At 64.2% G+C, this 24,268-nt stretch carries 23 protein-coding genes; 12 read left to right on the forward strand and 11 right to left on the reverse strand.

The genetic code is table 11. The features are described from left to right. Positions 1-168: 168 nt before the first annotated feature. From AC3EO7_RS07265 to AC3EO7_RS07275, 3 genes are all read left to right on the forward strand, one after another. Positions 169-645 carry a DUF1772 domain-containing protein gene (locus tag AC3EO7_RS07265; RefSeq protein ID WP_431969615.1) on the forward strand — a complete coding sequence of 159 codons (477 nt, stop codon included), beginning with the start codon at positions 169-171 and terminating at the stop codon, positions 643-645. Between the two features lie 39 nt (positions 646-684). Next, on the forward strand, positions 685-1,098 hold the full coding sequence (locus tag AC3EO7_RS07270; protein WP_431969614.1) for a PPOX class F420-dependent oxidoreductase: 414 nt from the start codon (positions 685-687) through the stop codon (positions 1,096-1,098). Between the two features lie 178 nt (positions 1,099-1,276). Beyond that, a complete protein-coding gene (locus AC3EO7_RS07275; protein WP_431969613.1) occupies positions 1,277-1,594 on the forward strand; it encodes a hypothetical protein in 318 nt (105 codons plus the stop codon). 101 nt (positions 1,595-1,695) lie between these two features. Here AC3EO7_RS07275 and AC3EO7_RS07280 read toward each other — a convergent pair whose 3' ends face one another. Further along, positions 1,696-2,193: a phosphotransferase gene (locus AC3EO7_RS07280; protein ID WP_435590759.1), complete on the reverse strand. Its 498-nt coding sequence runs from the start codon at positions 2,191-2,193 to the stop codon at positions 1,696-1,698. Positions 2,194-2,486: 293 nt separating this feature from the next. Here AC3EO7_RS07280 and AC3EO7_RS07285 point away from each other — a divergent pair, with 293 nt between their 5' ends. Beyond that, positions 2,487-3,026, forward strand: a complete 540-nt coding sequence (locus AC3EO7_RS07285; protein ID WP_431969611.1) for a GrpB family protein — start codon at positions 2,487-2,489, stop codon at positions 3,024-3,026. A gap of 213 nt (positions 3,027-3,239) precedes the next feature. Continuing rightward, positions 3,240-3,803: a GNAT family N-acetyltransferase gene (locus AC3EO7_RS07290; protein WP_435590760.1), complete on the forward strand. Its 564-nt coding sequence runs from the start codon at positions 3,240-3,242 to the stop codon at positions 3,801-3,803. A 336-nt stretch (positions 3,804-4,139) separates the two neighbouring features. Here the strand turns inward: AC3EO7_RS07290 and AC3EO7_RS07295 are convergent, their stop codons facing one another. Continuing rightward, on the reverse strand, positions 4,140-4,574 hold the full coding sequence (locus AC3EO7_RS07295; protein WP_435590761.1) for a DUF4189 domain-containing protein: 435 nt from the start codon (positions 4,572-4,574) through the stop codon (positions 4,140-4,142). Positions 4,575-4,988: 414 nt separating this feature from the next. Between AC3EO7_RS07295 and AC3EO7_RS07300 the strand changes: the two genes are divergently transcribed. Beyond that, the gene (locus tag AC3EO7_RS07300) at positions 4,989-5,462 is read left to right on the forward strand and encodes a hypothetical protein (protein ID WP_435590762.1); all 474 of its coding nucleotides are present in this window, start codon (positions 4,989-4,991) and stop codon (positions 5,460-5,462) included. Positions 5,463-5,664: 202 nt separating this feature from the next. Here AC3EO7_RS07300 and AC3EO7_RS07305 read toward each other — a convergent pair whose 3' ends face one another. Then, positions 5,665-6,975 (reverse strand): FAD-binding oxidoreductase, encoded by a 1,311-nt coding sequence (locus AC3EO7_RS07305; RefSeq protein ID WP_435590763.1) that lies wholly within the window; start codon positions 6,973-6,975, stop codon positions 5,665-5,667. Positions 6,976-7,356: 381 nt separating this feature from the next. Here AC3EO7_RS07305 and AC3EO7_RS07310 point away from each other — a divergent pair, with 381 nt between their 5' ends. Further along, positions 7,357-7,764: a styrene oxide isomerase gene (locus AC3EO7_RS07310; protein ID WP_431969605.1), complete on the forward strand. Its 408-nt coding sequence runs from the start codon at positions 7,357-7,359 to the stop codon at positions 7,762-7,764. Between the two features lie 425 nt (positions 7,765-8,189). Next, complete coding sequence (locus tag AC3EO7_RS07315; protein ID WP_435590764.1) at positions 8,190-10,700, forward strand: serine/threonine-protein kinase; 2,511 nt, start codon at positions 8,190-8,192, stop codon at positions 10,698-10,700. A 130-nt stretch (positions 10,701-10,830) separates the two neighbouring features. Here AC3EO7_RS07315 and AC3EO7_RS07320 read toward each other — a convergent pair whose 3' ends face one another. The 4 genes from AC3EO7_RS07320 to AC3EO7_RS07335 all read right to left on the reverse strand — a co-directional run bounded on the left by AC3EO7_RS07320 (position 10,831) and on the right by AC3EO7_RS07335 (position 15,730). Beyond that, positions 10,831-11,781 (reverse strand): TauD/TfdA family dioxygenase, encoded by a 951-nt coding sequence (locus tag AC3EO7_RS07320; RefSeq protein ID WP_435590765.1) that lies wholly within the window; start codon positions 11,779-11,781, stop codon positions 10,831-10,833. A 174-nt stretch (positions 11,782-11,955) separates the two neighbouring features. Then, complete coding sequence (locus tag AC3EO7_RS07325) at positions 11,956-13,044, reverse strand: flavin-containing monooxygenase (protein WP_435590766.1); 1,089 nt, start codon at positions 13,042-13,044, stop codon at positions 11,956-11,958. A 699-nt stretch (positions 13,045-13,743) separates the two neighbouring features. Further along, positions 13,744-15,105 carry a phosphatase PAP2 family protein gene (locus tag AC3EO7_RS07330; protein WP_435590767.1) on the reverse strand — a complete coding sequence of 454 codons (1,362 nt, stop codon included), beginning with the start codon at positions 15,103-15,105 and terminating at the stop codon, positions 13,744-13,746. A gap of 220 nt (positions 15,106-15,325) precedes the next feature. After that, the gene (locus AC3EO7_RS07335) at positions 15,326-15,730 is read right to left on the reverse strand and encodes a TOBE domain-containing protein (RefSeq protein ID WP_435590825.1); all 405 of its coding nucleotides are present in this window, start codon (positions 15,728-15,730) and stop codon (positions 15,326-15,328) included. A 1,319-nt stretch (positions 15,731-17,049) separates the two neighbouring features. Here AC3EO7_RS07335 and AC3EO7_RS07340 point away from each other — a divergent pair. After that, positions 17,050-17,715 carry a hypothetical protein gene (locus tag AC3EO7_RS07340; protein WP_435590768.1) on the forward strand — a complete coding sequence of 222 codons (666 nt, stop codon included), beginning with the start codon at positions 17,050-17,052 and terminating at the stop codon, positions 17,713-17,715. Between the two features lie 200 nt (positions 17,716-17,915). Here the strand turns inward: AC3EO7_RS07340 and AC3EO7_RS07345 are convergent, their stop codons facing one another. Further along, complete coding sequence (locus tag AC3EO7_RS07345; RefSeq protein ID WP_435590769.1) at positions 17,916-18,425, reverse strand: MarR family winged helix-turn-helix transcriptional regulator; 510 nt, start codon at positions 18,423-18,425, stop codon at positions 17,916-17,918. 88 nt (positions 18,426-18,513) lie between these two features. On the opposite strand from AC3EO7_RS07345, the gene AC3EO7_RS07350 reads away from it, so the two are divergent. Together AC3EO7_RS07350 and AC3EO7_RS07355 are read left to right on the forward strand one after the other, a co-directional pair. Next, positions 18,514-18,885: a VOC family protein gene (locus AC3EO7_RS07350; protein WP_435590770.1), complete on the forward strand. Its 372-nt coding sequence runs from the start codon at positions 18,514-18,516 to the stop codon at positions 18,883-18,885. 93 nt (positions 18,886-18,978) lie between these two features. Next, positions 18,979-19,858, forward strand: a protein-coding gene (locus AC3EO7_RS07355; protein WP_435590826.1) for an IS5 family transposase whose coding sequence is annotated in 2 segments (ribosomal slippage) — positions 18,979-19,140 and positions 19,142-19,858 — 879 coding nt in all. Because the reading frame shifts where the segments join, the coding sequence is not laid out codon by codon here. Between the two features lie 24 nt (positions 19,859-19,882). On the opposite strand, the gene AC3EO7_RS07360 is transcribed toward AC3EO7_RS07355, so the two are convergent. Next, positions 19,883-21,760: a hypothetical protein gene (locus tag AC3EO7_RS07360; RefSeq protein WP_435590771.1), complete on the reverse strand. Its 1,878-nt coding sequence runs from the start codon at positions 21,758-21,760 to the stop codon at positions 19,883-19,885. 672 nt (positions 21,761-22,432) lie between these two features. On the opposite strand from AC3EO7_RS07360, the gene AC3EO7_RS07365 reads away from it, so the two are divergent. Beyond that, positions 22,433-22,972 (forward strand): HD domain-containing protein, encoded by a 540-nt coding sequence (locus AC3EO7_RS07365; protein WP_435590772.1) that lies wholly within the window; start codon positions 22,433-22,435, stop codon positions 22,970-22,972. Here the strand turns inward: AC3EO7_RS07365 and AC3EO7_RS07370 are convergent. Together AC3EO7_RS07370 and AC3EO7_RS07375 are read right to left on the reverse strand one after the other, a co-directional pair. Continuing rightward, positions 22,965-23,435 (reverse strand): NUDIX hydrolase, encoded by a 471-nt coding sequence (locus tag AC3EO7_RS07370; protein WP_435590773.1) that lies wholly within the window; start codon positions 23,433-23,435, stop codon positions 22,965-22,967. The two genes, AC3EO7_RS07365 and AC3EO7_RS07370, sit on opposite strands and share 8 nt — an antisense overlap. Then, positions 23,422-24,180, reverse strand: a complete 759-nt coding sequence (locus AC3EO7_RS07375; protein ID WP_435590774.1) for an XRE family transcriptional regulator — start codon at positions 24,178-24,180, stop codon at positions 23,422-23,424. Before AC3EO7_RS07375 ends, AC3EO7_RS07370 begins: the two co-directional genes overlap by 14 nt. Positions 24,181-24,268 lie beyond the last annotated feature (88 nt).

The raw sequence follows: 24,268 nt of genomic DNA on the forward strand, positions 1-24,268 counted from the left end.
AGGCCGTGATCAGCATCCGCCCGGCCGGAACGGGCATGTGCAGCTTGCCGATTCGAGCGCCATCCCGCGGTAGCGATCCGAAATCTAGCAACGCTAGACAGGCTAGCGGGCGGATGCTATCGTTGCTCCAGTTTCTAGCGATGCTAGATTTTGGAAGGGAAGCCGAAAATGCTCATTGTCACCGGCCAGATCATTGCCGCCGCCGCCGTTCTCGCCAATGCCGTCGTCTATGGCACCGATGTCTGCGGAGCCGTGATCACTCGGTCCGTGTACCGCAAGCTCGATGACGCGACCGTGACCATCAGCGCGGGATGGGGTCACTATTACGGCGACAAGCGCATGCCGGTTGTCGGTGCGGGCGGTGTGGTCACCGCAGTGCTCACGCTGCTGATCGCAGTGTTGGCCGGGCAGATCGGCGCCGCTGTCGCGGCGGGGATCACGGTGGCGGCGCTGCTCACCTGGCTCGCCTTCTACGTCCGCATCGCCAAGCCGATCAATTCCCAGCAGACCGCCGCCGCCCAGAGCGGCATCATCCCGGCCAATGCCCGTGCGCTGCAAGACAAGTGGGACAGCATCCTGAAATACCGGGTCACCCTGCAGTTCATTGCCATCGCCGGACTGTGCGCCGCACTGATCCTGTTCTGATCTCAGAACCGATATCGAATTCACCGAGGAGTAACTGACATGACCTTCACCATCAACGAACAGCAGTTCCTCGCGGAGGCCGGGATCGGTCGGCTGGCCACGGTATCGCCCGACGGCGTTGTGCAGAACAACCCGACCAGCTATCGGGTGAACGCCGACGGCACGATCGACATCGGGGGCATGCGGATGCGTGCCAGTCGAAAGTACCGCAATGTCGAGGCGGGCAGCCGGGTGTCGTTCGTCATCGACCAACAGGTTTCATTGGAGCCATACGTGATTCGCGGCATCGAGATACGCGGCACGGCCGAGGCGCTCGATGACGAGGAGCCACCGTTCCAACACCAGGAACGTGCGGTCATCCGAATTCACCCCGAACGGGTCATCTCCTGGGGCATCGACGGCGGATCCTTCGACTTCACCAGTCGCGGCGCCGAGTCGTTCGATGGCCAGTGAACGAGAACGGGGGCATGTGTGGGATATGTTGTTGCCGCGCACCATGGGCCGCTGATTCGCAGGAAAGCCCGCCGCTCACAGCCGACTACCAGACTCGTCGCACCGCGGTCACAGCACTGCGGCCTTCGATAGAAGGCGTGAGTCACCGCGACTCACGCTCCGAGAGAAGGGATTCCGAGTGCTTTCCAAGACGAACATGCGCCGAGGAGCGGTCCGGGTCGCCGTGGCCGGTGCCCTGGTGACGATTCCGATGGCCGCCGTGGCCGCGACGGCCAGTGCCGAAGCGCCCGCCGATACGCAAGTCACGCAAGTGTCGGAGGGCATCGCGCTGGACGACGTCAGCCGTCCGCATCCGGGGCCCCACGAATTCCCCGGCCACCCTGGCCCGGGCGGACCGCGGGTGGAGTTCCGCGGGCCGGACCCCGGCTTCCCCGGCCCAGGCCCCCGCATCTTCCGGCAGGCGCTCCCGCCCACCGGATCGTTCGGCAGCAGCTAGCCCCACAGCCGTAGCAGCTGTCCGTCCCACCTCGAAATGCCGAAGGCCACCTCCCGCTGCGCCGGGAGGTGGCCTTCGCTGCGGCCGCGCTCACCCGACCTTCACCCAGAGGCAATGTCGCGGTGGCCGTGGAGGTTTGGGCAGCTGGTTCGAGCCGGAGGAGCTACCCGCTCGAGCGTTGCGTAGCCTGCTGGCTCCCAGGTCGGTTTGCCCCCGGGCAGACCACGCCTACCGTTCTGCCCAATCCTGATCAGGCCCAGGGCGCGCAGGACAGCCCAGCCACGGGCCCGGGTGATGGTCGCTTCGTCGGCCTGTCCATAGGCGTCGAAGAACCGGCTCGCCGCTCCGGCAGGCAACAGGATCCAGGCGGCTGAAAGATCGGTCGCGGGGTCGCCCGCGCACATTTCGCCGAAGTCGATCACCCCGGCGAGCAACCCGTCCCGGAAGATCACGTTCGCCGGATGCAGGTCACCGTGCAGCCACAGCGGCGCGCCCTGCCAGACGGGCGCTGCTACCGCCTTCTCCCAGATTTCCCGCGCACTGTCAGCGCTCGCGTGGTCGGCAATGACCTCGAACCCGATGTCGACCCCGTCTTGCAATCCGGCCAGAGGGATGCCGCGCGTAGGGTTGGCAACGCGCCCTGCCCCGCCAACTCCACCCGCGTCACCGACGGCTCACCCAGACGAAGCACGACCGGCCAGAGCACGCCCGCAGAATCAACCGCCGTCAGGTGCACAACCTCCGACATCCGACTCCCATCATCGCCGAGGATCCTACCTACGCCGAGTCCTCGACCGAGCCCGCCAAGTGGGGCCGAACTCGCCGGTAGTCATGCAACCCGTGGCCCCTAGTCGGCCGAACTCATGGATCGGTATGTCGGCATGATCAAGTGGTGCACATCGAGCGTGTCAGTATCGTCGACTACGACCCGTCGTGGCCTGTGCAGGCGGCAGAAGCGATTTCGGAGCTGTGCGCCGTGTGGCCCGACCTGTTGAGCGAAGTCGAGCACATCGGTTCGACCGCGGTCCCCGGCTTGGCGGCAAAGCCTGTCATCGACCTCATGGCCGCGGTTGTCGATCTGACCGAGGTGCAAAACCGAGAGACCGAACTCGCGGCACTGGGCTATCGGCGCCACCGCAACGGCATGAAGGACAGGATGCTGTATGTGCGAACCCGCGCGGGGGTTCGGACCCATATCCTGCATGTCGTCGACCTCGTGAGCTGGCCACATCGAAATCAGCGCCTACTGCGCGACTATCTGCGTGAACACCCGCGAGACGCTGCGCGGTACGCCGACCTGAAACGTCGCATCGTGGCCGCGGGCATCCCACCGCAAGATTATGCGCGGGCGAAGACAGGACTCATTCAAGAACTCACCGACCGAGCACGCGCAGAGCGAGGGCTGCCACCGATCCCAGTCTGGGAAAAGTGACCGAGTAGCACCGCCCGATCATCCGCCCGCACCCGGAACAGCGCACCGCGCGGTGCCTCGCCAACGATCGTTCACGAGACCCTCTACTCGCGATCAGCATCCCGAGTGCCAGCACGGCGCACTCACTGCGGCCGGCATCAACCGCATCGTCGAAGGTGTCCACGAGGCGACGACATGATCTGATGGATCAACGTCCAGCAAGGGGAGGGCCACATGAACCAGTTGCCGATGCTGTCCGCCGTCCAGATCGCAACCGACCGGGTCCTGCTGCGCAAGGCGCGCGACGCCGATCGGGAAAGACTCATCGAGCTACGCACCGACCCGGAGGTCGGGACCTACATCGGAGGCCCGCGTCTGCGGGAGGATGTCGAGCAGTTCCTCGACGCGATCGGCGGCACAGCCAACGCCACCGCCACTCCCGGCACCTTCGTCATCGCCGACAAAACCACCGACGACCTCCTCGGAACATTCGAGCTCAAACGGCGCGCCGCCGACCAGCCCGGTCATGTCACCGAAGACGGCCAGGAACTGGAACTGGGTTACCTGATGCGGCCCGACGCCTGGGGCGCGGGACTGGCGTTCGAAGCCGCCACCGCCGTATTACGCGCAGCCGCAGACGAACTCCCCGACCAGCCGGTCCTCATCGCGACCCAGACGGCCAACAAACGCTCACTCAGACTCGCGGTCCGCCTGGGATTCCAGCCCGTCAGCACCTTCGAATGGTTCGACGCCGAGCAGTCCCTGTGCCTGGCCAGCCTGCACTCGTTCAAAGCCTGAGGTCTGCGACACGCCGAGCAGGTGACATCACTTTCCACCGACACAACGCGACCCCGAAGCCGGTCGACGACAACAGGATTCACCGACAAACGACATCGACATTCACCTCCTAGCCAGGTCGGGGAACATTCGCGAGAGTCACGCTGACGAGTTACCGCAGATCGTGACTCCACTATCTGCGGCAACTCTCGTGTCGACTCGGCTGAACACGCCAGGGCATCTGCACCGAAACTATCTGCGGTAGACGATGTTCCGAATCGATCGGATGGTAGGAATCCCTGTAATCGGATGCGAGCTTCTCGGTGACTTCTGGTCCGCCTGGACCCCACGGGCCGGTCAGTACACGTTGGCGGTGCAGAGCACTTCGCTGATCTCCGCTCCCGACTTGTCCGCGGAACCGACATTGGCCAGCATCGCCGGCGGGTGGTACTGGGCGAGGCTGGCGTAGGCATAGGCCAGCGCGGTCGAGCGGTCGGGGCCCGCACCGGTGCCCACCGCGTCATCGCTGTAGACGAGCGCGCCGCAGCCGTCCGACCAGTCCACCAAGACGACGCAGTCGGAGGCGCCGTCCAGACTGCACGCGGCGATCGCCTCGTCGAGGGCCTCGTCGCGGCTGAACGCATCGATGCTGGTGCTGTAGCTCCAGTCCTCGGCACTGAACGCGATCGCCCCGTGGAGACCGGCCGCATTCGCCGTGGCTGCACCGATCACCGACCCGGCCGCAAGACCCACTGCCGCGACAGCGACGGCGGTCTTACCCATGAGCTTCATCAAGCACTTTCCTCTGTGAACATGAAGGGCGGATATGAACCCGACGAATCATGGCGGATCACTATCCGATTCGCCCAATTCGACTGAAGGATCACACTGCCCGCCGACGGCTATCGGGGTCGGGAGCATCAGCTGGAAATCCGGGACAGCCGTAGCCGAGAAGCGATCCGGAGACCCAACAGACCGCCTGCTCGGCTTGCCATGCGGATCGCGCGAGCGACACCTTCGCCGAAACAGCAAGGCGCGGATCGACGGGTTCAAAGCGTCCGACAACGCGTTCATCACTGTGGATTCATGGGTCGGCATCGTTCGTCGAAGCTGGATAGCGATGGCCACGCCGGCCAGCTCACCACCGAGACTGGTCACTAAATGTGTTGCCTGCCTGCAGCAATGGCGAGGTAGGCTGTGGCGGCCATGAGGAGTCGCGACGAAATCACGCACCGAATCGATCAGGTGTTCACGGGCTCGATGCCGCTCACCGAGGACGAACTCGCACCGCCGAGCATCGATGCGCCGTACGTCATCGCGCATTTTCACGGCCGCTCGCGGGCGGACATCGACCGCTCGAACTTTCTGCCCGGCCTGCACATGGAAGACTTCGCGTACATGACCGCGCAGGCCGTCGAGTACTACCTCCCGGCGGTGCTGAAGCTGATGCTGATCCAACCGTCCGACTTCGAGCTCTGGATCCATCTCAGCAGCTTTCTCGGCAGTGCGCGACGAGACGACGAGACGACCCTGCGCGGCCTCCGCCCCGCACAGCACGCGGCGATCGCGGACTGGCTCGAACTCCTGTCCCGCGAGATCGACGAGGGGTTCGGGGTCGATCGCAAGGACGCCGCGAAACTGGCGCGGCTCTATCGGCAGCTTGCGAACGCCGCGACGTAGCCAGGCGCTCGCGCCCGCCGAGCTCGGCGGATGGCGCTGCGCTCAAATGCTCAGCGCATCAACGCTGTTGAGGTGTCCACTGTAGACCTCCGCGGGATTGCGGTAGCCGTGGATCTTGCGGGGCCGGTGGTTGAGTTCGGCGGCAGCCTCGAGGCCTCCGGGAGGCTCCCCGACCGGTGTCCGACCCCGCGTCCAGCTCGCGCTAACCGAGGACCGGGAAGTTCGATCGGAACACGCTGTGCGGGTCGCGAACTCGCTTGAGCTCACGTAGGCGGGCCAGAGTCGTCTCGTCGAATGCCTCGGCCGCCCGTTCCCCCGGGGCGAGGAAGGTGAGTGGCTTGGTGGCACCGATGTGGCCGCGCAATTCGCCCAGGATCTCGCCCTGCCGAGCCAGCACCGCGTCGGTGAGATGTGGAAGTCCGAGGCCGAGCAGATTGAGAACGAACGGCTCCCCGATCGGGCCACGCGCGCCCGGGACCACTGCCGGTTCGGCGAAAGCACCGCCCAGGTGGCGGATTTGGATGACCGTGAGCGGGGCGACCGGGCCGTCGATCAGGAGATCGGTGACCGTACTGCCGAGGTCGCTGAGCAGGGCGCCGCGACACAGCGCCGGGCTGGGATCGGTGGGCTCGGCACAGATATCGCCGACACTCGCGACCGGCAACACGCCGCGCGTGTCGAGCACCGCGCCGCCGAGGGTGTCCAGGGCGGCGAGCAAGGACTTACCCTCGGCCGGATCACCGAGATGGGCGGCGTCGATGCCCACCATGGGCGGCGCGTCCGGGAACTGGACCCGCTGGAACCAGAGGGACAGCGCGTCGGGCGCGGCCGCGGTGAGAGCGACGAAGGCATCGAATACATCGCGGGTCCGGTCGCCCGGCCACAGCACCCGGCCGCCGTACAGACCGGGGGCCGCGAACAGGTCGAGCTCCAGCGCGGTCACTATCGCGAAGTCGCCGCCGCCGCCACGCAGGGCCCAGAACATTTCCGGGTCGGTGCCGGGGTCGACGCGCGCGGCATTGCCGTCCACATCCACGATCTCGAAGGCGCGCACTGCATCCGAGGCCAAGCCGTGCGCGCGGCCGAACCAGCTGAGCCCACCGCCGAGGACATAACCCGTCACCCCGACCACCGCGCTGCTGCCCGACAGGCCGGTGAGTCCGTGCGCACCCGCCGCGGCCTGCACCTGCGCCCAGTTCGCGCCCGCACCGACCCGCGCCACCCGCCGTTCGGCGTCGATTTCGATGTCGTCGAGGCGACCGGTGCGCAACAGGATCACTCCGTCGACGTCGCCGGAGGCACCGTGACCGGTGGGCTGGGTCGCGACGGTGAGTCCGGCCCGCCTCGCGTAGCCGACCAGCGCCGCCACATCGACCGCATCCAGGGCCTCGACCACCGCAGCCACCGGCTGCGCGACCGTCACATTCCACGGCATGGCGGCGGCCTCGAATCCCGCATCCCCGGCCAGCAGCACCCGGCCCCGCACAACCTCGCGCACATCTTCGTAGCGCACCTTGGATATCCCTTCTCCACACTGCGCGCCCCCACGACGCGCTCTCTCGTAATTGGGCGGCGCGCCGAAAGTGTGAACACGCACCCGAAATCCGTGATACACAACACATCTCGCGACCGGCGTATTCGCGCTGTCGATGGTCAGCGGTCGGACTTGCACTCCGGCTCCCACGGCAGATGCAGCGAGAGCGGGGCCGGTACCACCTTCCGCGTCGATTCAGCCTCGGCGGCGGTCCGCGCATGCTCGACATCGGGTTTGCCCGCGATCAGGTCCTGAATGAAGATCTTGGCGCGGCCACTCTGACGAGTGCGACCTCCAAGCAATGGCCTGAGCGCCCGCCCGAGGCGTACCCTCGTTACACCAACGGACCCGGAGCCGGCAATGGATATGCACCTGATTCGACTCGGCATCCTGCTGTTCCTGCTCGGCCTGCTCACCGGACTGGCCGTGCCGAAACTGAAGAACCCGCGAATGGGCTTGTCCAGCCACCTCGAAGGAGCCATGAACGGCACCTTCCTGGTGATTGTCGGTCTGATCTGGTCGCGGCTCGAGCTGTCGCACGCGTGGTTGATTGTCACCTTCTGGCTCGTTGTGTACGCCGCATACGCCAACTGGTTGGCCACGCTGCTCGCAGCGGCCTGGGGTGCCGGGGCCCCGCTGATGCCGATCGCTGCGGCAGACCGCATGGGTAGCGCATCACAGGAGCGCGTGATCCGCATATTGCTCATCTCAGTGGCAGTGTCCATCATCGCCGGGTGTGTGCTGATCCTCGTCGGCCTCACCCTCTGAGTTCCGTGAGGGACGAAGCGCGGCGGCGCCGAGCTGGCTCACCGTGTACGTGATCGAGCTGCGACGGAACGCCCTCAACGAGGACACCACACTCCGCCGAGAACTCGCGGTCTACTTCAACTAGAACGAAGCCTTCGGCGAAGCCGGTGACGAGCAGTCCGAGCAAGATGCACACGATCCGCCCACGCCTGCGCACGACTTCCTGAAGGTCGCCGCGTCCTCGCAGGGCATGACGCCCCGTACTGACGGCCGCCACAAACCTGGTGGTTCCGGACGACGGTGCTGTGACAACGGCCAGTGAAGATTGGCTCGCAACCGCTCGGGGGATAATGGTGGTGTCGGGTGTGGCAGATTTGTATCCGCTCCGCCTTGCGACCGGCCAATGCGGTCTCCGGCATCCGTGCCGAGCCGGATAGGTGCGAACAATGAGTTCCAGGTCCGAATTGAGTTCCAGCGCCTCCGGCGGAGGTCGGTCGGCGAACGGAATCGAACTCGGTGCGGTGGCCGCCTTCGACACCGCCTGGGAAACCAGCGCGCATCCGCCCGAGATCGCCGCGTACATGCCCGATGAGCGCACGTTGCGAGTAGCCGCGCTGATCGAATTGATCCGGGCGGATATGCGGCATCGCTGGCTGGGCCCGAGGCGGCAGGCGTTGCCGGTGGGCGAACAGCCCGCACTGCGCAAGAGGCTGATCGACTACTGTGCCGAATTTGCGGAACTCGATGTGCGCAGCATTCCGGCCGGGCTGGTGTTCGAAGAGTTCGCGATCCGCCGGCGCAGCGGCGAGCGGGTGGATCCGCGGACCTACCTGCAGGAGTATCCGTATCAGGCAGATGAGCTGAGCGAGATGCTCGACGCGGACGGCGAGGGCCAGAGCACCCGCCGTGCGACACCCGACGACTCCTCGGTGATGTTCGCCCTCCCGGACCGCACCGTGGCACAGGGCAACGTCACCGTCGGCGCGGACGAGACTCGGGATACCTCCGACTTCACCGCATCGATCGGCACCGCGCCCGGCATCGACGAGACACTCGACCGCATCGATGTCGGTCAGCGAATCGAGGATTTCGATCTGCTCACCAACCTGGGCAGCGGAGCCTTCGCCCGAGTCTTCCTGGCCCGGCAGCGGTCCCTCCAGCGGATGGTCGCGGTGAAGATTTCCGCCGACCACGGCACCGAACCGCAGACCCTCGCGCAGCTGGACCATGACTACATCGTCCGGGTCTTCGACCAGCGGCTGCTGGCCGGCGCGACTCTCGGCGGGGCTTCGGCCCGGCGGCTGCGATTGCTCTACATGCAATTCCTGCCCGGCGGCACACTGCTCGACGTGCTGCGCTGGGTGCGCACGACCTCGCCCGCCGAGCGCAGCGGGCAACTGCTGCTGGACGCGGTCGACGCGGCGATGGAGGAGAAGGGCGAGATCCGTCCGACCGATTCCAGCATGCGCGCCGAGATCGCGGCATTGAGTTGGCCGGAAACCGTTGCGTGGCTGGGGCGCCGGCTCGCCGAGGCGCTCGAGTACGCGGACGCGCGCGGGGTGTTGCACCGCGATGTGAAGCCGGCGAACGTGCTGCTCACCGCGGAGGCGGTGCCGAAACTGGCCGACTTCAACATCAGCTTCAGCCGAAACGTCGAGGGCACCAGCCCCGTTGCGTACTTCGGTGGCTCGCTGTCGTACATGTCGCCCGAACAGCTGGAGGCCTGCCATTCCCGTCACCACCGCGACGCCGCCGACCTGGACACTCGCTCCGACATCTACTCACTGGGGGTGGTGCTGTGGGAATTGCTCACCGGAGCGAAGCCGTTCGACGACAGTACTGCGGGCGCGGACGGACGCAGCGACGAGACGACCCTGGAGGCGATGCTGGAGCGCCGGCGCGGTGGGGTGCAGGCGCAGGAGCGGGTGCCCCCGGAGTGCCCGGCCGCGCTGCGCCGCGTGCTGCTGACCTGCCTGGCGCCGGAGCGCGAAGCACGCTGGGACAACGGCGGACTATTGGCCAAACAGCTCCATGTGTGCCTGGACGAGCGAGCTCGGGACCTGGTCGACCCGCCCGCACGCAGCTGGCGGCTGCGACTGCGGCCGTGGCTGATTCCGGTGCTGGTGCTGGCCGTCGGGCTGCCGAATGCGATTGCCTCGTTGTACAACATCCAGCACAACCAGTCGCTGATCACCAGCCGGCTCACCGCGGACGCGCAACACGCGTTCCTGGTCGACCGGGCGGTCATCAATGCGGTGTTCTTCCCCTTGGGCACGGCTGTGATCATCTACCTGGCCCGGTATGTGATCTCGGTTCCGCGGGGACTGCGCAAGGGCAGAAGTTACGACCCGCAAACACTGCAACGGGCCCGCGCCGATGCGCTGGCCCTGAGCGAACGGATCGTGGTCGTGGGGTTCTCGCTATGGACAGTGTCCGGCATTACCTTCCCGATCAGCCTGCAACTGGCAGCAGGCCACATTCCGGCAAACGCCGTCGTGCACTTCCTCGTGTCGCTGGCGGTGTGCGGCGGCATCGCGGTGGCGTACCCGTTCTTCCTGGTGACGTTCTACGTGGTGCGCAGCATCTATCCGGTGTTCCTCCAACATGGGGACATCAGCGCAGAGGATGTCGGGTGGTTGCGCCACTTGGACCAGCGGTGCACCGGCTACCTGGCGATCGCGGCATCGGTGCCGTTGCTGACGGTGGCCGGCGCGACATTCCTGCCGCCGACGGATATTCCAGCGGTGATCGTCGCGGTCCGCGTGGTCTGCGTCGGCGGAATCGTCGCGTTCGTGGCCGCCTACCTGCTGTTCCGCGCGCTGGAGGCCGACCTGCGAGCCCTGGAGCGGGTGATCGATCCGAGTGGTGTGCGCCTCGCGGCGGATAAACGGGCGAAACGCGGATCGACCAACCACAGTCCCCTCTCACGTGCGCGCTGGCACTTCGTCGCGCACTGAGCCCAACGGATCGCCAGGGCAGTCGGCGCACGCTCGAGCCTGCCGCGAGCCAGCTGATTCCTTGCGCGGTCCCACCCACATCCAGTCGGCGACCTCCCCCGGGGAGGCAGGCGACTGCGCGGCATCGACCCTAGCGTGCGTTCTGCCTCGGGATGCCGCCTCGGAGGAGTTCATGCGCCGAAGGTGTGTCTGTGGTGAGCCAGAGTCGAAGTAGATGCCGTCGGCGAACGGGGTCGTCATGATCTGTGTACTGTTCGCGCGAGTGCAGCACCGTGCTGTTGTTGAGCAGCTGAATATCACCTGGATGGAAGTCCATTTCGATATAGAAGGCCGGATCGTTGGCGATGGTCTCTACCAGATCGAGCGCTGCTGACTGGTCATCGGTGAGCCGGGGCGCACTCGAATGGTGTTGCGAGTCACGGATGTACCAGGCGATGAAGAAGAGCCGGGGCACCCGGTTGATATCAGTGAACGGCGCGAGCTCGAAGAACGGTGCTTGCCCCGGGCTCTCCTCGCCGTTGCGTGACCATGGCATCGGCTGGTACATGACGTCGACCAGGTGCGGGGCCCGGCGCAGCATCTCGTTGTAGACGGCGTGCGCGCTGACGATCTTCGACTCGCCGCCCGTCTTGGCCGGATGTAGACACAGCAGTCCGACGAGGTCGGATCCGTCGCTGTGGAAGTCCTGTCGCAGATTGGTCCGGTACTTACGCACGCCGGGTCCCGGCGTGATTCGCTCGTCGCGGATGTGCGTGATGATGCTGGCGTCGCGGTCCTGCCCAACGGGTTGGCCGAGCAGTGTTCCCAGTCCGAGGTATGCGTGTTCGATCTCGGGTTCGGTGAGTGCGTCAGTCGGGAAGTTACGCAGCCGGAGAAACCCCGGTCCCTCGTTGAGCAGATCCGTCCAACGGGCCACCGCGGGGCCGAACTGGTGGGACAGGACTTGGCTCGCCCCGCCACGACCGTAGTCGATCAAGGCTTGCCGGTCATCGGCGGACAGGTCGAAGGACCAGGTGGTCTCGTCGGGGAAGTCGGTCGGCGTCCACACCGACGACGAATCGGTTGCAACGAACGTTCTCATAGAACTACTCCTTCTCGATGATGCTTTTTATTTGCCTGTAATGCCCCGCTACGTTCAGCAGCAGAAGACCAAGCCGCCGCATAACGCCTCCAATGCGGCGATGTGAGCCCGGTGGTCGGCAGGATCGATATGAGCCGGATCCTCGCAACGTCTCGAGCCGCAGTACCAGCGACGTCACGTGGCTCGTGCCGGCGCCCGGCGTCGAGAAGCGTTGTGGTGCAGCAGTTTGTCGACGACGTAGGCCGCGTCGCGGCCGACTCCGCGCAGTGATGCCGACGACAGCGAGCGCTGCCATTCCAGCCCGACGTAGCCCAGCCCGCGGTGGGTGGTGGACAGGCCGCGGCGCTGCCGCGGCGTACCTGTCTCGTCGCACGCAGCCAGGTGGGTGAGGTAGTCCACGGCGGGTCGGTAGCCGGTGGCGAACAACAGCGTGTCGACGCGTTCTCGCGAGCCGTCCGGCCACACCACGGTATCCCCGTCGATGCGACCGAACATCGGTCGCCGATCGGGCAGCCCAGCGCGCAGGGCGCCACGGTAGCGGCCCTCATCGAAGACCGGGGCGGTGGGCGCACGCCGCAGCCACGGCCCCACGGGTGCAGTGTCCACGCCGGTGACGGAGTACCAGAAATGCATATCGCGGCCCAGCGGGCGCTGCGACACAAACCTGACCGGTGTGCGGCTGGCGATGGTGACGTCGGCGACCTCGGCGAGTTCGGCGCCGATTTGCACCGCCGAGTTCCCGGCTCCGACGATCACGATCCGTTGCCCGGCGAAGGCACGGGGCTCGCGGTATCGGCTGGCGTGCAACAGCTGTCCGGTGAATGTATCGAGCCCGGAAAGTGCTGGGGTGTAGGGGTTTCCGAAGCCGCCGGAGGCGGCGATGAGGATTGGTGCAGACAGCTGCTCGCCGTCGGCGGTGGTGACCGCGAACAGGTCCCCATGCTGCTCGACAGCGGTGACATGGCAACCGGTGCGAATTCCGACGTCGAGCCGGTCGGCGTAGCTGCGTAGGTAGTCGGTGACCTCGTCGCGGTGCGGATAGCGGTCCGGGTCGCCGGGGAAGGGCAAGCCGGGCAGGGCGCTGTAGCGGGCGGGGCTGAACAGGGTGAGGCTGTCGTAGTAGCGCGGCCACGACCCGCCCGGTTCGTCATGGGCTTCCAGCACCACCGGGTGCAATCCGCGCCGCCGCAGCGCCCATGCCGCGGCGAGACCGGATTGGCCGGCGCCGATGACGATGGCGTCGTCGGGTGTCGGAATACTCATCGGTACGACTGCTCCGTCGACGATGCCGAGAATTGCAACCCGTGCTCGAGCAGGTGCGACGCCGCGGCCGGCCCCTGCGGTCCGGCACCTACTACCACAACAGGCATATTCGACATCTCCAACTCCTCGTATCGACCGCTATCGATGCATCGACGAACTGCTCAATCGTCTCCTGCATGCCGTCACGCCGACACCACTCCTTGGGTGCGGAAATCCCCACCCCAGCGGGAACCAGGAATCACCCGCGGGCCACTCGGCGCCCGGGGCTACCCCGGCTTTCGGCCGATTGCTCGACTTGTCGTTCGATTCAACCTCCCGCTTGGTCTGTGGTGACCGGTTGTTCGGCGGGTTTGCCGAGGTCGGGGCGTGGTGCGGGCACACGGGCTCGGACCCTCGGCCGCTGTGACAGTGAGAACCCGCGCCAAGCGCAAGGAATCGGCGGGCACGTCGCTCGGAATCCCAGATCGAGCTTCCGGCCCCGGGCCCGAGGTGCGGTCACGCGGCCTCGGGCCCGCCTCCGAAAGCTGTTCGGCCGAAGCGGTATTCACGCCCACCGGCGGATTCCACCGTGACACCGGAGTTCGAGAAGGACCAGAGCGTGGACGCCGAGGCGGGCTCGGTCGGAGCGGCAGGCGCGCCGAATTGTGGCGCTCGCCGCGGGTGTGGTTCTGGTGATCAGGGGTTGAGTGGCCGCTCGCTTCAGCAACGCTCGAGTTCGACCTGCTCGGCCTCGCGCGCGACGACTTCTGGACGTTGCGGAGCGAACCAGGTTCGGTAGAACACGACAGACAGTGCGGTGAGAATGCCGAGGATCGCGATGCCGAAGGGGACCGGGTAGGTCGCCATCGGCATCGCGAAGTAACGGATGCACAGCAGCACTCCCGTGAACGTGGCGATCCCCATCGCCACCACCCGCACACGCGGACGGTCCCAGCCTCGGTCGGGGTCGCGCAGGGCGGACTCGATCGTCAGGCAGAGTGCGGCGCCCGCCACGAGGTCGACGCCGTAGTGTGCCCCGAGGCCGAGCGTCGCGATGAGAGTGCACACCAGCCAGAAAGCACCGCCCCAGCGCAACCAGCCAGGCCCGCGTCGTGAGTGGATGAACAGCGCGAGTGCCCACGCCGTATGCAGCGACGGCATACAGTTGCGCGGTGTGATGCCGTCGAAGGGCATCGATTCGACCGAGGCGGGAAGCGCCGGAACGAGATTCGGCCAGACGTCGGCGAGTTCCATGCCGTGCCCCTGCGGTCCGAACGCGAGCACAGGCCCCACCACCGGGAAGATCACGTAAAAGATCGGGCCGATGAGGCCGAGTACCAAGAACGTGCGCACCAAGTGGTGCCGCGGCCACGAACCCGTGGTCACACCGCGCAACTGCCAGATGGCGACGACGATGGCCGCCACCGGAAGCTCGAAGTACACCCAGCGCACCAGCCCCACCGGTACCGGCCCAGCCAGATCGAGCGCATGCCCGACGACCCAGGACGGATTGCCGAGCGCTCGATCGGCCAGCTCCACATACGGGTCGAGGACCTGCGGACAGGACCAAGCCGTGATGTCCAACCAGATTTCGCCGACCTTCGTCGCGAGGATGAGCAGCGCTCCGAGCGCGATCGTGTGCAGTGCCGTCTGGCGTCGCACACCGCTCCACCGTAGGGCGGCGATCACCGCCAGCGCCGTCAGCACAATCGTCGGTCCGTTACCGACGGTGAACGGCCGACCGTCGAATGTCCGAACCGCCACGAAGATCAGATCGATGGCGACCGCGGCGGCGAGGGCGCTCACCCGTACCCGGACAGTGACACCGATCAGTGCCAGCAGGAAACCCGCCCACGGTGTCGTCGCCGACTTGGGTGTCCCGGCGTAGTCGCGAAAGAGGCTGGTCAATGGGCCGAGAGCATGGATGTGAACGGCCATGAGCTGACCCGCGACAAGCACCAGCACCGCGGCGGCAATGCCGCCCCACACCACGAACGGCCGAAATCGACGCTCCTGGAGTCGCTCAACTCCCGCTGGCTCCGGGGGTGAGGTCGAACTGCCGTGCGCGTCGTGAATAAGCATTCGGACATCGTAAATACGCCGTGAACACGGCTTGACGGGGCACTTAACGCAGACCGACATCGGGCGATCGAGTACGAAAACTCATGCGCGCCTGCCGAAGCCCATCACCGCACGTCCCGGGGCCGGGGACGTGTGATCGGCTCCCGATCCGTGGACAGGTGAGCGCCGGGGCGGCTGTGTGCAAGGAGCCTTCGCGAAGCTTGGGGTCCGCTCGGTCCGATCAAGCGGGGTAGGTGTGGATTTCGGCGGCTTCGAGGGAAGCCCAGAGGCGGGCGCCCGGTTGGATGCGGAGTTCGGCGACGGTCGCGGGGGTGAAGTCGGCGAGGATCGGTGGGCTGCCGTCGAGGCGGACGCGGGTGGTGTGGGCGCGTTGTTCGAGTCCGGTGACGATGACGGGCCAACTGTTTCGCTGGCTGCCGGTGGGTTGGTCCTGGTGCAGGCTGACGGCGTTCGGTCCGCCGAGGCGCAGGTACCGAGGTCGACCACGCCTACGACGACCCGAGCCGGGCCACCCGCCAACTGGGCAACACCGAGGCGATCGCCCGGAAGCACTGCATCGATATCCCCGAGACCGTGCCCTACAGCAGGGAGGTGCTCGAACGATGGGCCAGAGGCGGATGAGCAGCCAAAATGTGACTTATCTGTGGAGTGGTCTCGAATCACAGCCGTGGCATTAACAACAGAAAACCCCTTCCGACCTGGTCGGAAGGGGTTTTCTCTGTCGGGCTGACAGGATTTGAACCTGCGACCACTTGACCCCCAGTTATCCTGAGCCAGCGTTCACGCACGTCATGCGCCCTGCGTATCCGGCAATGAATCCTCCAAAGTGCTTACTGTGCAGGGCCGCTCGTAGCGTGTGGCCCCAAATTGGCCCCGACCGCACGAGGGGCTCGTAGCGATGATCGTCATCGAGCTTCTGCCAGATCGGTCGCCACCAGGTTCCTAATCCGCGACCACCTGCGCGTGGAAGGCGCACATAGCGCCATCGCAAAGCAGCCAATCAGAGAGACGCTGTTGAGGACCAGTGGAGGGCGCAGGCTCCGAGCGGGATACTGCTAGCGTCGCGTACTGTTCACATGAGTACGCCCTTGGAGCGTGTGGTCCGCTGAGTGTCGACGACTGAACCGCTTCCTCGCTTCTCCAAGGTGCGCAGAGCCGCCTCGTAGCGCTTCTTTGCATCCGACGCCTGCCTTTGGAGGAAGGCTGAAGCACCACCGGTAACGAGGACAGCGGCTGCGTGAGCGATCGCCTGCACTGGCGTCGCGAAGTCGTCGGATACGAGTCGCCAGAGTGAGAATATCAACACCGCGGCGGCTGCGGCCGTGAGTGTGAGTACGAGAAATTCAAAGGCGACATAGAACCGACGCTGAGTGCGGGCGTGGATCTCGAGCTCGTCGCGGCCTCGGACATGTTTGCACAAGCCGGAGCCTTGGCTAGGCTGCATGCGGACTCCAATGTTCTGCTGAGATGGGCATCTGGATCCATTGCCGCCTCACCTGCGCCAACAGGTGGGGCGGCGCTTTTGTGTGCGGAGCTCTCGGCTGAGTAACCCCATTGCGGGACGATAGCACCCTATTGATGGTGCGACGCGAAATAATTCAGACCTACCGGTCGGATCGAATTCCTGCCGTAGGCACCGTAATCTGCGGCGTTGAACCCTGGATCGGATCCGCAACAAGTTGCAAATCTGTACTGTCACAGTGCACATCCGCACACGCTCGCGAAGCTTGACGCCCGCCATCCCGGAGTCGCATGGGGCGTCATTGGGGGCGTGGGTGACGCAGGATCGCAATGCAGGTCGACCCGAGCCAGTGCCGCCGACCACGCGCATCTTAGTTCCGAACTAAGGGGCAGTCGCGAACGCGGACATGCCTCTATGATACCGAGTTAACAAGTAGCGCAGAGTATTCCGCGTTGCACAGACCTCCTGGCATACTCTCGCGCATGGTCTTGTTTTCGGTCGAGGTCTGGGGCACTGTCGGCCAGTGGTTTGGAGCAGTCGGCACCAGCGCCTCCGTAGCGGCAGCGGCGGGCTACTACATCGCCGACCAACGTCGGAATGGGCGGGAGCAAAGCCGACAGGTGAAGATACTTTTGTTCGGCACAAACCCGACTCTCAGGGTGAAGCTACATAACCACTCAGACAAGCCTATCTATGGAGTGAAAGCCTATTCCGAGAAGGTTTCGTTCTCTAAAATGGCCGCTCGAAAGGATTTTTGGATTTACGATCCCGGCGATTACATTGATTTGGAAGATAAAAGTGAAAGTGAAGCCAGTTTCATGTTTAGATACTGGAATTCTGCTAATTACTTATACAAGGCAAACGGTAATATTGGTATAAGCGACTACCTCGACCCTCACGATTCGATTGAGTTCGACTTCGAAGAACGGCTGCATGCCGCGATGGACTACTGGGTTGAATACACCGATGCTCGAGGTCAGAGGTGGAGAATTGAGCTTGGTGAAGCCAAGCAGAAGAGAGTTCGAGGGGTCAAGCCGTACGGCACTCGCGAGCCCTCCTTCGTCGACCGGGTAGTCGGCGGCTATGACTCCCAAGTTCGGCGTATTGAGGCTTGGCGGTGGTGGAAGAGGCGAGGAGAGGGAGACTAGCCGATCTGCGACGTTACTTTCCGCCGATGCCAGACGATCTCAGGCTCCGTCGACCGGCGTAAAGTTCGCCGATGACCAACGACGGAATTCGGCAGCGTAGCCACACGATCGAGATCGAAAACGCGGAATTGACGTCATGAGACACCACACCTAGGCCGTGTCTCCCAATAGATTTCGCGCCGCCTTTGCGGCCGATCGATTCACTGGATCGTTTCGTCGGCGAGGCGTTGCAGGTAGCTGGCGAATTGGCGGCGGTCGTGTTCGTTCCATGCCGCGGTGAGCTGGTCGAAGCAGCGGCGTTGCCAGTCGTGGGATGCGGTCAGCAGCTCGTGTCCGTTGTCGGTGAGTTGAACGACGACGCGGCGACGGTCGTGAGTGGAGTCGCTGCGGGCAAGGTATCCGGCGGCGACGGCGTCACGCACCATGCGGCTGGCGCCGGAGTGGTCGAGACCGAGCTGCTCGGCAACATCGGTGACTGCTGCTTCCTCACCCGTCCGTAGCGCGGCGGCGACGGCTTCTACGACCTGAATGTGCTGCACCCGCCGCAGCTCTCCAGCCGGTTCCCGGGTGGCTCGCGTGAGTGCCTGGTTGCTCCAGCGACGCGACCAGAAACGGACCAGCCGAAACAGTGCCGGACCACCCTCGACCGCATCGCCGAACATCGCGGTGTCGGCCGTGGTCGGGGTGTTTCGAGCGTCACGTGTGCCCACCCTCGACATTGTATGCGATACACACCTATATTTGTATGCATATCGCATACAAATGACCTTTTCGGGGTCCACGGCACAGGAGGCCGCGATGTCCATCGTTCTCAATCACACGATCGTCCCGGCGACCGACAAGCAGGCCGCGGCAACGTTCTTCGCCGAGCTGATGGGGCTGGAGGTATCCGCTCCGAGCGGACCGTTCGCGCCCGTGCGAGTCAACGACGATCTGACGCTCGACTTCGACGACCGCGGGCGGGTCGAGCCCGGTCATTACGCCTTCCTTATTGATGACGACACCTTCGATGCCGTGCTGGGGCGGCTGGCGACCTGGCCTGCCGTGGAGTACGGCTCCGGCCCGGAACACGGGTGGGACCGGCAGATCAACCACCTGGCCGGCGGGCGCGGCGTCTACGTGCACGCCCCCGACAGCCACAGCTACGAGCTGTTCACCGCCGTTCCCTGAGCCACACAGTCGAGGACGGGATATCTGCGGATCGCATCGAGAAGATGACGGACGGTTCGGCGTGGGTGGCGCGGTTGCTGGTCGTGTCAGGTTCTGACCGACCAGCAGTGGGAATTGCTGGAACGGCTGTTGCCGAGGTCCGAGGGGTGGGTCGGCCGCAATTTCGCCAACAACCGCCGCGTGGTCGAGGGGATGTTGTATCGGTTACGGACCGGGATCCCCTGGCGGGATCTGCCAGAGGTGTTCGGGCCATGGCCAAACGGCGTGGAAGCGGCACCGTCGCTACGCCGGTGACGGCACGTGGGACAGGGTGCTCACAGCGATGCTGGCATTGGCGGATGCGACCGGAAACCTGGATTGGGTGGCTTCGATCGACTCTTCCATCGTGCGCGTCCATCAACATGGCGCGAGCTTGCCCCGCCACGCAGGGGTCTCCTCGAATTACGAGAACCTTCTGGACGAACCGGCGGACCATGCGATCGGCCGCTCTCGGGGCGGTCTGACAACCAAGGCCCACTTGGTCGTCGACGGAAACGGGCGGGGTTTGTCGCTGCTGCTCACGCCGGGGCAGGCCGGAGACAGTCCGATGCTGCCGCAGGTCCTCGACGGGATCGTGGTGCCCCGCCTCGACAGCGGGGCGCCACGGCGGACCCCTGAGCAGCTGATCGCGGACAAGGCGTACTCCTCGTCAGCGAACCGTAACCTGCTGCGGCACAAGAGAATAAGCATCGTTATCCCCGAAAGGTCCGACCAGATAGCCAACCGCAAACGCCGAGGCAGCGCAGGTGGCCGGCCTCCGGAACTCGACCGGACCACCTACAAACGCCGAAATGTGGTCGAACGAGCCTTCAACAAAATTAAGCAGTGGCGCGCCATCGCTACCAGGTACGACAAACTTGCCCTGGCCTACCGCGCAGGGCTGCTCCTGGCACTGATCATCGAATGGCTCCGACTATTGGGAGACATTGCCTAGGAGCGTTCTCTCAATGGAAGAAGCCTATGAAACTCTCCCGTCCAAGAGTTCTTTCAGTTGACGGTGCGCCTTCAGCATCCGAGTTGGGATTGGCCTCGGCAGGCGCAGCGTTTCGAGGAACGACTGTAGTGTGACTGGGATGGCATTTGTGCAGGACCTTCGCCATGAGACTATCAGTTTGGCAATATCTCTTCGGCCTTCGAATAGTTCGGCGAGGCCCTCAAGTATCAGAAGGCTGGACAGTGGCAGTATCGTGGGCGGATATATGTTCCCATCGAATTCTTGAAGGCTGCTTTTGCTTCGGTATTGGAAATCGAAGTCGGTGAGCGCCAGATTGGGTAGACCATTATCGGGTATTACGATGATTGGAACGAAAATTGCGTTGTGCGGTACCCCGAATTCCTCCCGCCCCTTGGAGCGAAGTTGTCGCATTGTAGCGGCGAGTTGTTGCAGCTTCTTGTCGACCAGGTGTTTCTCTAGCTCAGCCTCGAATTCTTCTACAGACCCCACGCCTTGCGAAAGATTGGCATTGAGATGATGGTTGGTTGCATCAATTACAAAGCATACCCTTCCTGCGGTAATCACCCAGTCGCACGCCTTTGGGAGCTGACCGGCTCGCTCTGTCCAGTATGCTTGCAATTCGGACTCCGTAATGAGTCGAGTCATGGCCGGACTGAAGCTGACGATCCTTTCCAAGCTTTCCCCTACTCGACGCTCAAAGACGTAGTTCATCGCTTGGCTGAAAGCTTCCGATGGAGACCCGCGCTCCAATCTGCCGAAATTGAAGAAGGTATCCCAGTACAAGGGATTTCCGAAAAATCTGTCAATACCCCACTGGTGCCGCAACAAAAGGGCAGTGTTGTCGTCGAGTATTAGGAATGGCCGCTCGGTCATTGTGTAGCGTTGATTCGCGACCGCCCCTCTGCTCCGGTCCCTCGAAAGCCGAGAGCGGTACTTCCGCAAGGTTAACGCCATGCTATTCCAGAGGAATTCAACCGCTTCTTCTGATGCGCCAGCGGCAAGGAGTTTGTCCCTACCAAACTCTACTAGACCCTTCTTCGAAAGGTTTGAGACAATGTGACCCAACGTTAAAATATCGAGAAATTCGACTTTGTTTGAGGCTGCGAAAGCTGCCGCAGGAGTTTCGCCAAGAGGCTCTAGTCCATTTCTGCCCGGCGGCCATGGCTTCAGCCAGATATCTTGCACGCTTGCGTGAAGAATCTCCAGCTTCTCAGGGGCGTCATATAGGAGGGTTGCCACCTGGTCGAGCATTAGCTCGCGCAACATCGTCAACGACTGTTCGGCATCGAGATTGCTTACCTCGGCTTGTATTCGTTGAACTGCCTCGCTTGTGGCCAGGCCTGTATCGCTAAACTCCGTGCGACTGTTCTCAGTCGTAATCGAGATAGCAAAGTGGCCTAGCATGTCTTCATCGATACCGGGTGCTGAATCGTCGGTGGACGAATTCTCAATAATTTCCCTTGTCAACTGACCAAGCGACCGCGGCAGAAGAACTCGATCACCGCGGTCAAGCCTCGCTCTCGCCCGACTTGCCCACGGTTTCGGTATCGCGGTGAGAAAGTCTTTCTCAACCCGTCTCTCGCTCCAGTCCGTAGTCGCGGCGACGTCGAGCTTGGCCTGTAGCGCCGCGAGCAGCCTGAGCGACTTGCGTAGTCCAAGTCCTTGCAGGGTCGCGGCGCGATCTTCCGACTCAACTGGCATCAGCCCCACATGCGCACACAGCACGACAGTCGGCTGCTGCTCTGCCTCCCTTACGAGGCCGTCGGTGAGGTCGGGATGGGTGCTGCCTACAAAGCCTAGCGGTCGGTCGGCCGAAGTCCGCTTCTTCGCTAGTCGCTTCTCTGTACGAGCCTGCGCGCGTCGCTCTTTACGATTTGGCACGATTGCTTCTTCGCGGATTGCTGAATCAATGTTTCATCGCCGGCGATCCAGGCAGCCGACCTTTGATTCAGGCGCTGCTCGCCGGGACTGTGCCGGGAGAAGGCCGGGACTGTGCCGGGACTCGCTAAGTCCCGGCGCGGTCCCAGCGAAACCGAACGAAAACCCAGCTGAGCTGGCATGTTTGGCGCTGCCCCTCCCCGCTCGGCTTCCCAACTCTCTCCGGCTTCGCTGATCGAAGAGAGTTGGGAAGCCGAGCGGGGAGGGTCATCACCAAACAAGAGGGGAAGGAGAGATGAGAGGGAATGGGAGAGAAGACCACAAGAGGGGACCACAAAGGGGGCTGGCTTGGCAGGGTGCTTGCGCTGAGGAGCGCCCGTTGCGTTCACGACGTACTCGGCATCGTGGTCGAGTCAGGTGGGCGGCTGCGGTCGCGTACGCGACTGATCGGTTGGTTGATCTAGGCAACGCAGTGCGGTTGAGCACGCCGTACGGAGCGTGCCCGCCGAGGCGGTGCGGTGCCGTCCACGTTCAGCGACCACAAAGAAGGAGTGGCGGCGGTGCGGTGACCGACGGCCGTGCAAATACGGGGCATTGCCGCGGTCGTCTCAGCGATCAGCTTGAGGAATGCGGGCTGCCTGGTTTCGCTACGAGAACGGCGGATACCGTAGCCGTATGACCGACGAGCTAGTCGCATGGGCTGAGCGGATCGCACGCGCGAATCTTCGCGATCTGCCGCAGCGGCTACGTCATGTCGAAGGGGTCGTCCGCCGCGCTGAGCTTGTCTGTGACGTGGTCGACGACCCTCACATGTTGCTCGCGGCGGCTTGGCTGCACGATGTCGGCTATTGCCCAGCACTCGCCCGGACCGGATTCCATCCCCTTGATGGTGCCGATTATCTCGAGACCCAAGACGCGCCGGCCCGGCTCTGCGCCCTGGTCGCGAATCACTCCTGCGCGCGCGTGGAGGCGAAACGTCGCCAACTCACCATCCAGTGGCCGGACGAGCGCACCCTGCTTCGAGATGCATTGTGGTGGGCTGACATGACCACAACGCCGACAGGAGACTCGACGGACGTTCGGACCCGAATTGCCGAGGTCCAACAGCGCTACGGGCCTGACCACGTCGTTTCGGCATCGGTGGCCGAGGCGGCGCCACAGCTGCTCGACGCAGCGGCAAGGACTGAGGCCGCCGCAAACGTACCGCTCAGGTGAAGTACGGATCAGTGCCGGGCTCGAGGCCGCGTTCGATGCGCAATTGGATCGAGGGGTGGACGTCGAGGGCGGGTACTGCGTCGGGTTCGACCCATTCAACGCGTTTCGATTCCGAACTGGTTCGGAGTTCACCGCCGATCGGTTCGGCGCGGAAGCAGATCGAAAATTCTTGGCGGACCTCGCCGTCGTCGTAGGCGATGACGTGATCGGGATTCGAAAATATGCCCACCAGCGTCGTAACGCGGATGTCGATCCCGGTCTCCTCTTTGACCTCTCGCACCACGGCGCCGGTCACCGTCTCGCCTGCTTCCAGTCCCCCACCCGGAATGGAGTACAGGTTGTTGTCCGTGCGGTGAATCATCAGGATTCGGCCGCGCGCGTCCAGGACGACGGCGCTCACGGCGACTTTGATGCTGTTGGCACTCGGAGCTGTCGGATCGTTCAGATAGTCAGTTCGCCCCATGGTCACCACCTTTCGCCGATGCTTTCGACCACACGTGCTCGAAACTCGTCATATACGTCTCGAAGAGGTCGCCTGCTGGCAGCTGGCGAAGGTGAAGTGCGGGCGCATGCGCGCCGGGCATTCCGTACACGTGCGCGTTGACGATCATCTCGTCATCGAACCGGAAGATCGAGTTATACAGAGTCGTGTCGTGGTAACGCAGGTCCACGCCGTCGAGGCTCGCCAGCGGCTCGACGAGCGCTAGCGCGTTGTTGATACGCGAGGGCACGGTGCCCGCGGCTAGCCGTTCCTCGGCGCTACGCTTGTCAGCTTCCGGTGCCTCTGGACGACCGAACAGCAATCGAACCTTGAGCCCTGCTCGCGTCTTCGTGCGGACGGTTCGAGCGAACTCAGGTTCCTCGGCGAGGAATAGACCTGCGAGCACGAGGATGTCGAGTTGCTCGGTGGTGGACGCCAAGAGCCGACGCCACAGCTCTGACGGAATGACGCTTCGGTGCGGGTAGACCTTGAGCACTTCTGATTCCGCGACCTCGATCTTGCGGTCTGGCGCAAGGGCGTCCGGCCACAGGTAGTTCTCCGTCTCGCGGACCATGGCCGCGAGTGCATGGCGATGGCGCGGATAGGGCGTGCGGCCCTGAGTGATCCACCGCTCGACCGTTTTCGGCTCTACACCAACGGTTTCGGCTACCTGCGGAATGTCGAGACCGTTGCGGAGCAGTGCGTCGCGAAGGCGTTCGTTCGCCATGTCTTCCTCCAGGGACGACTAGGGACGTCTTCAAAGTACAGCAGACGTCTGCCGAAGTCCACCTATGCGGTGCTCGTGCAGCCCGATT

It is taken from the genome of Nocardia sp. bgisy118 (assembly GCF_057708605.1).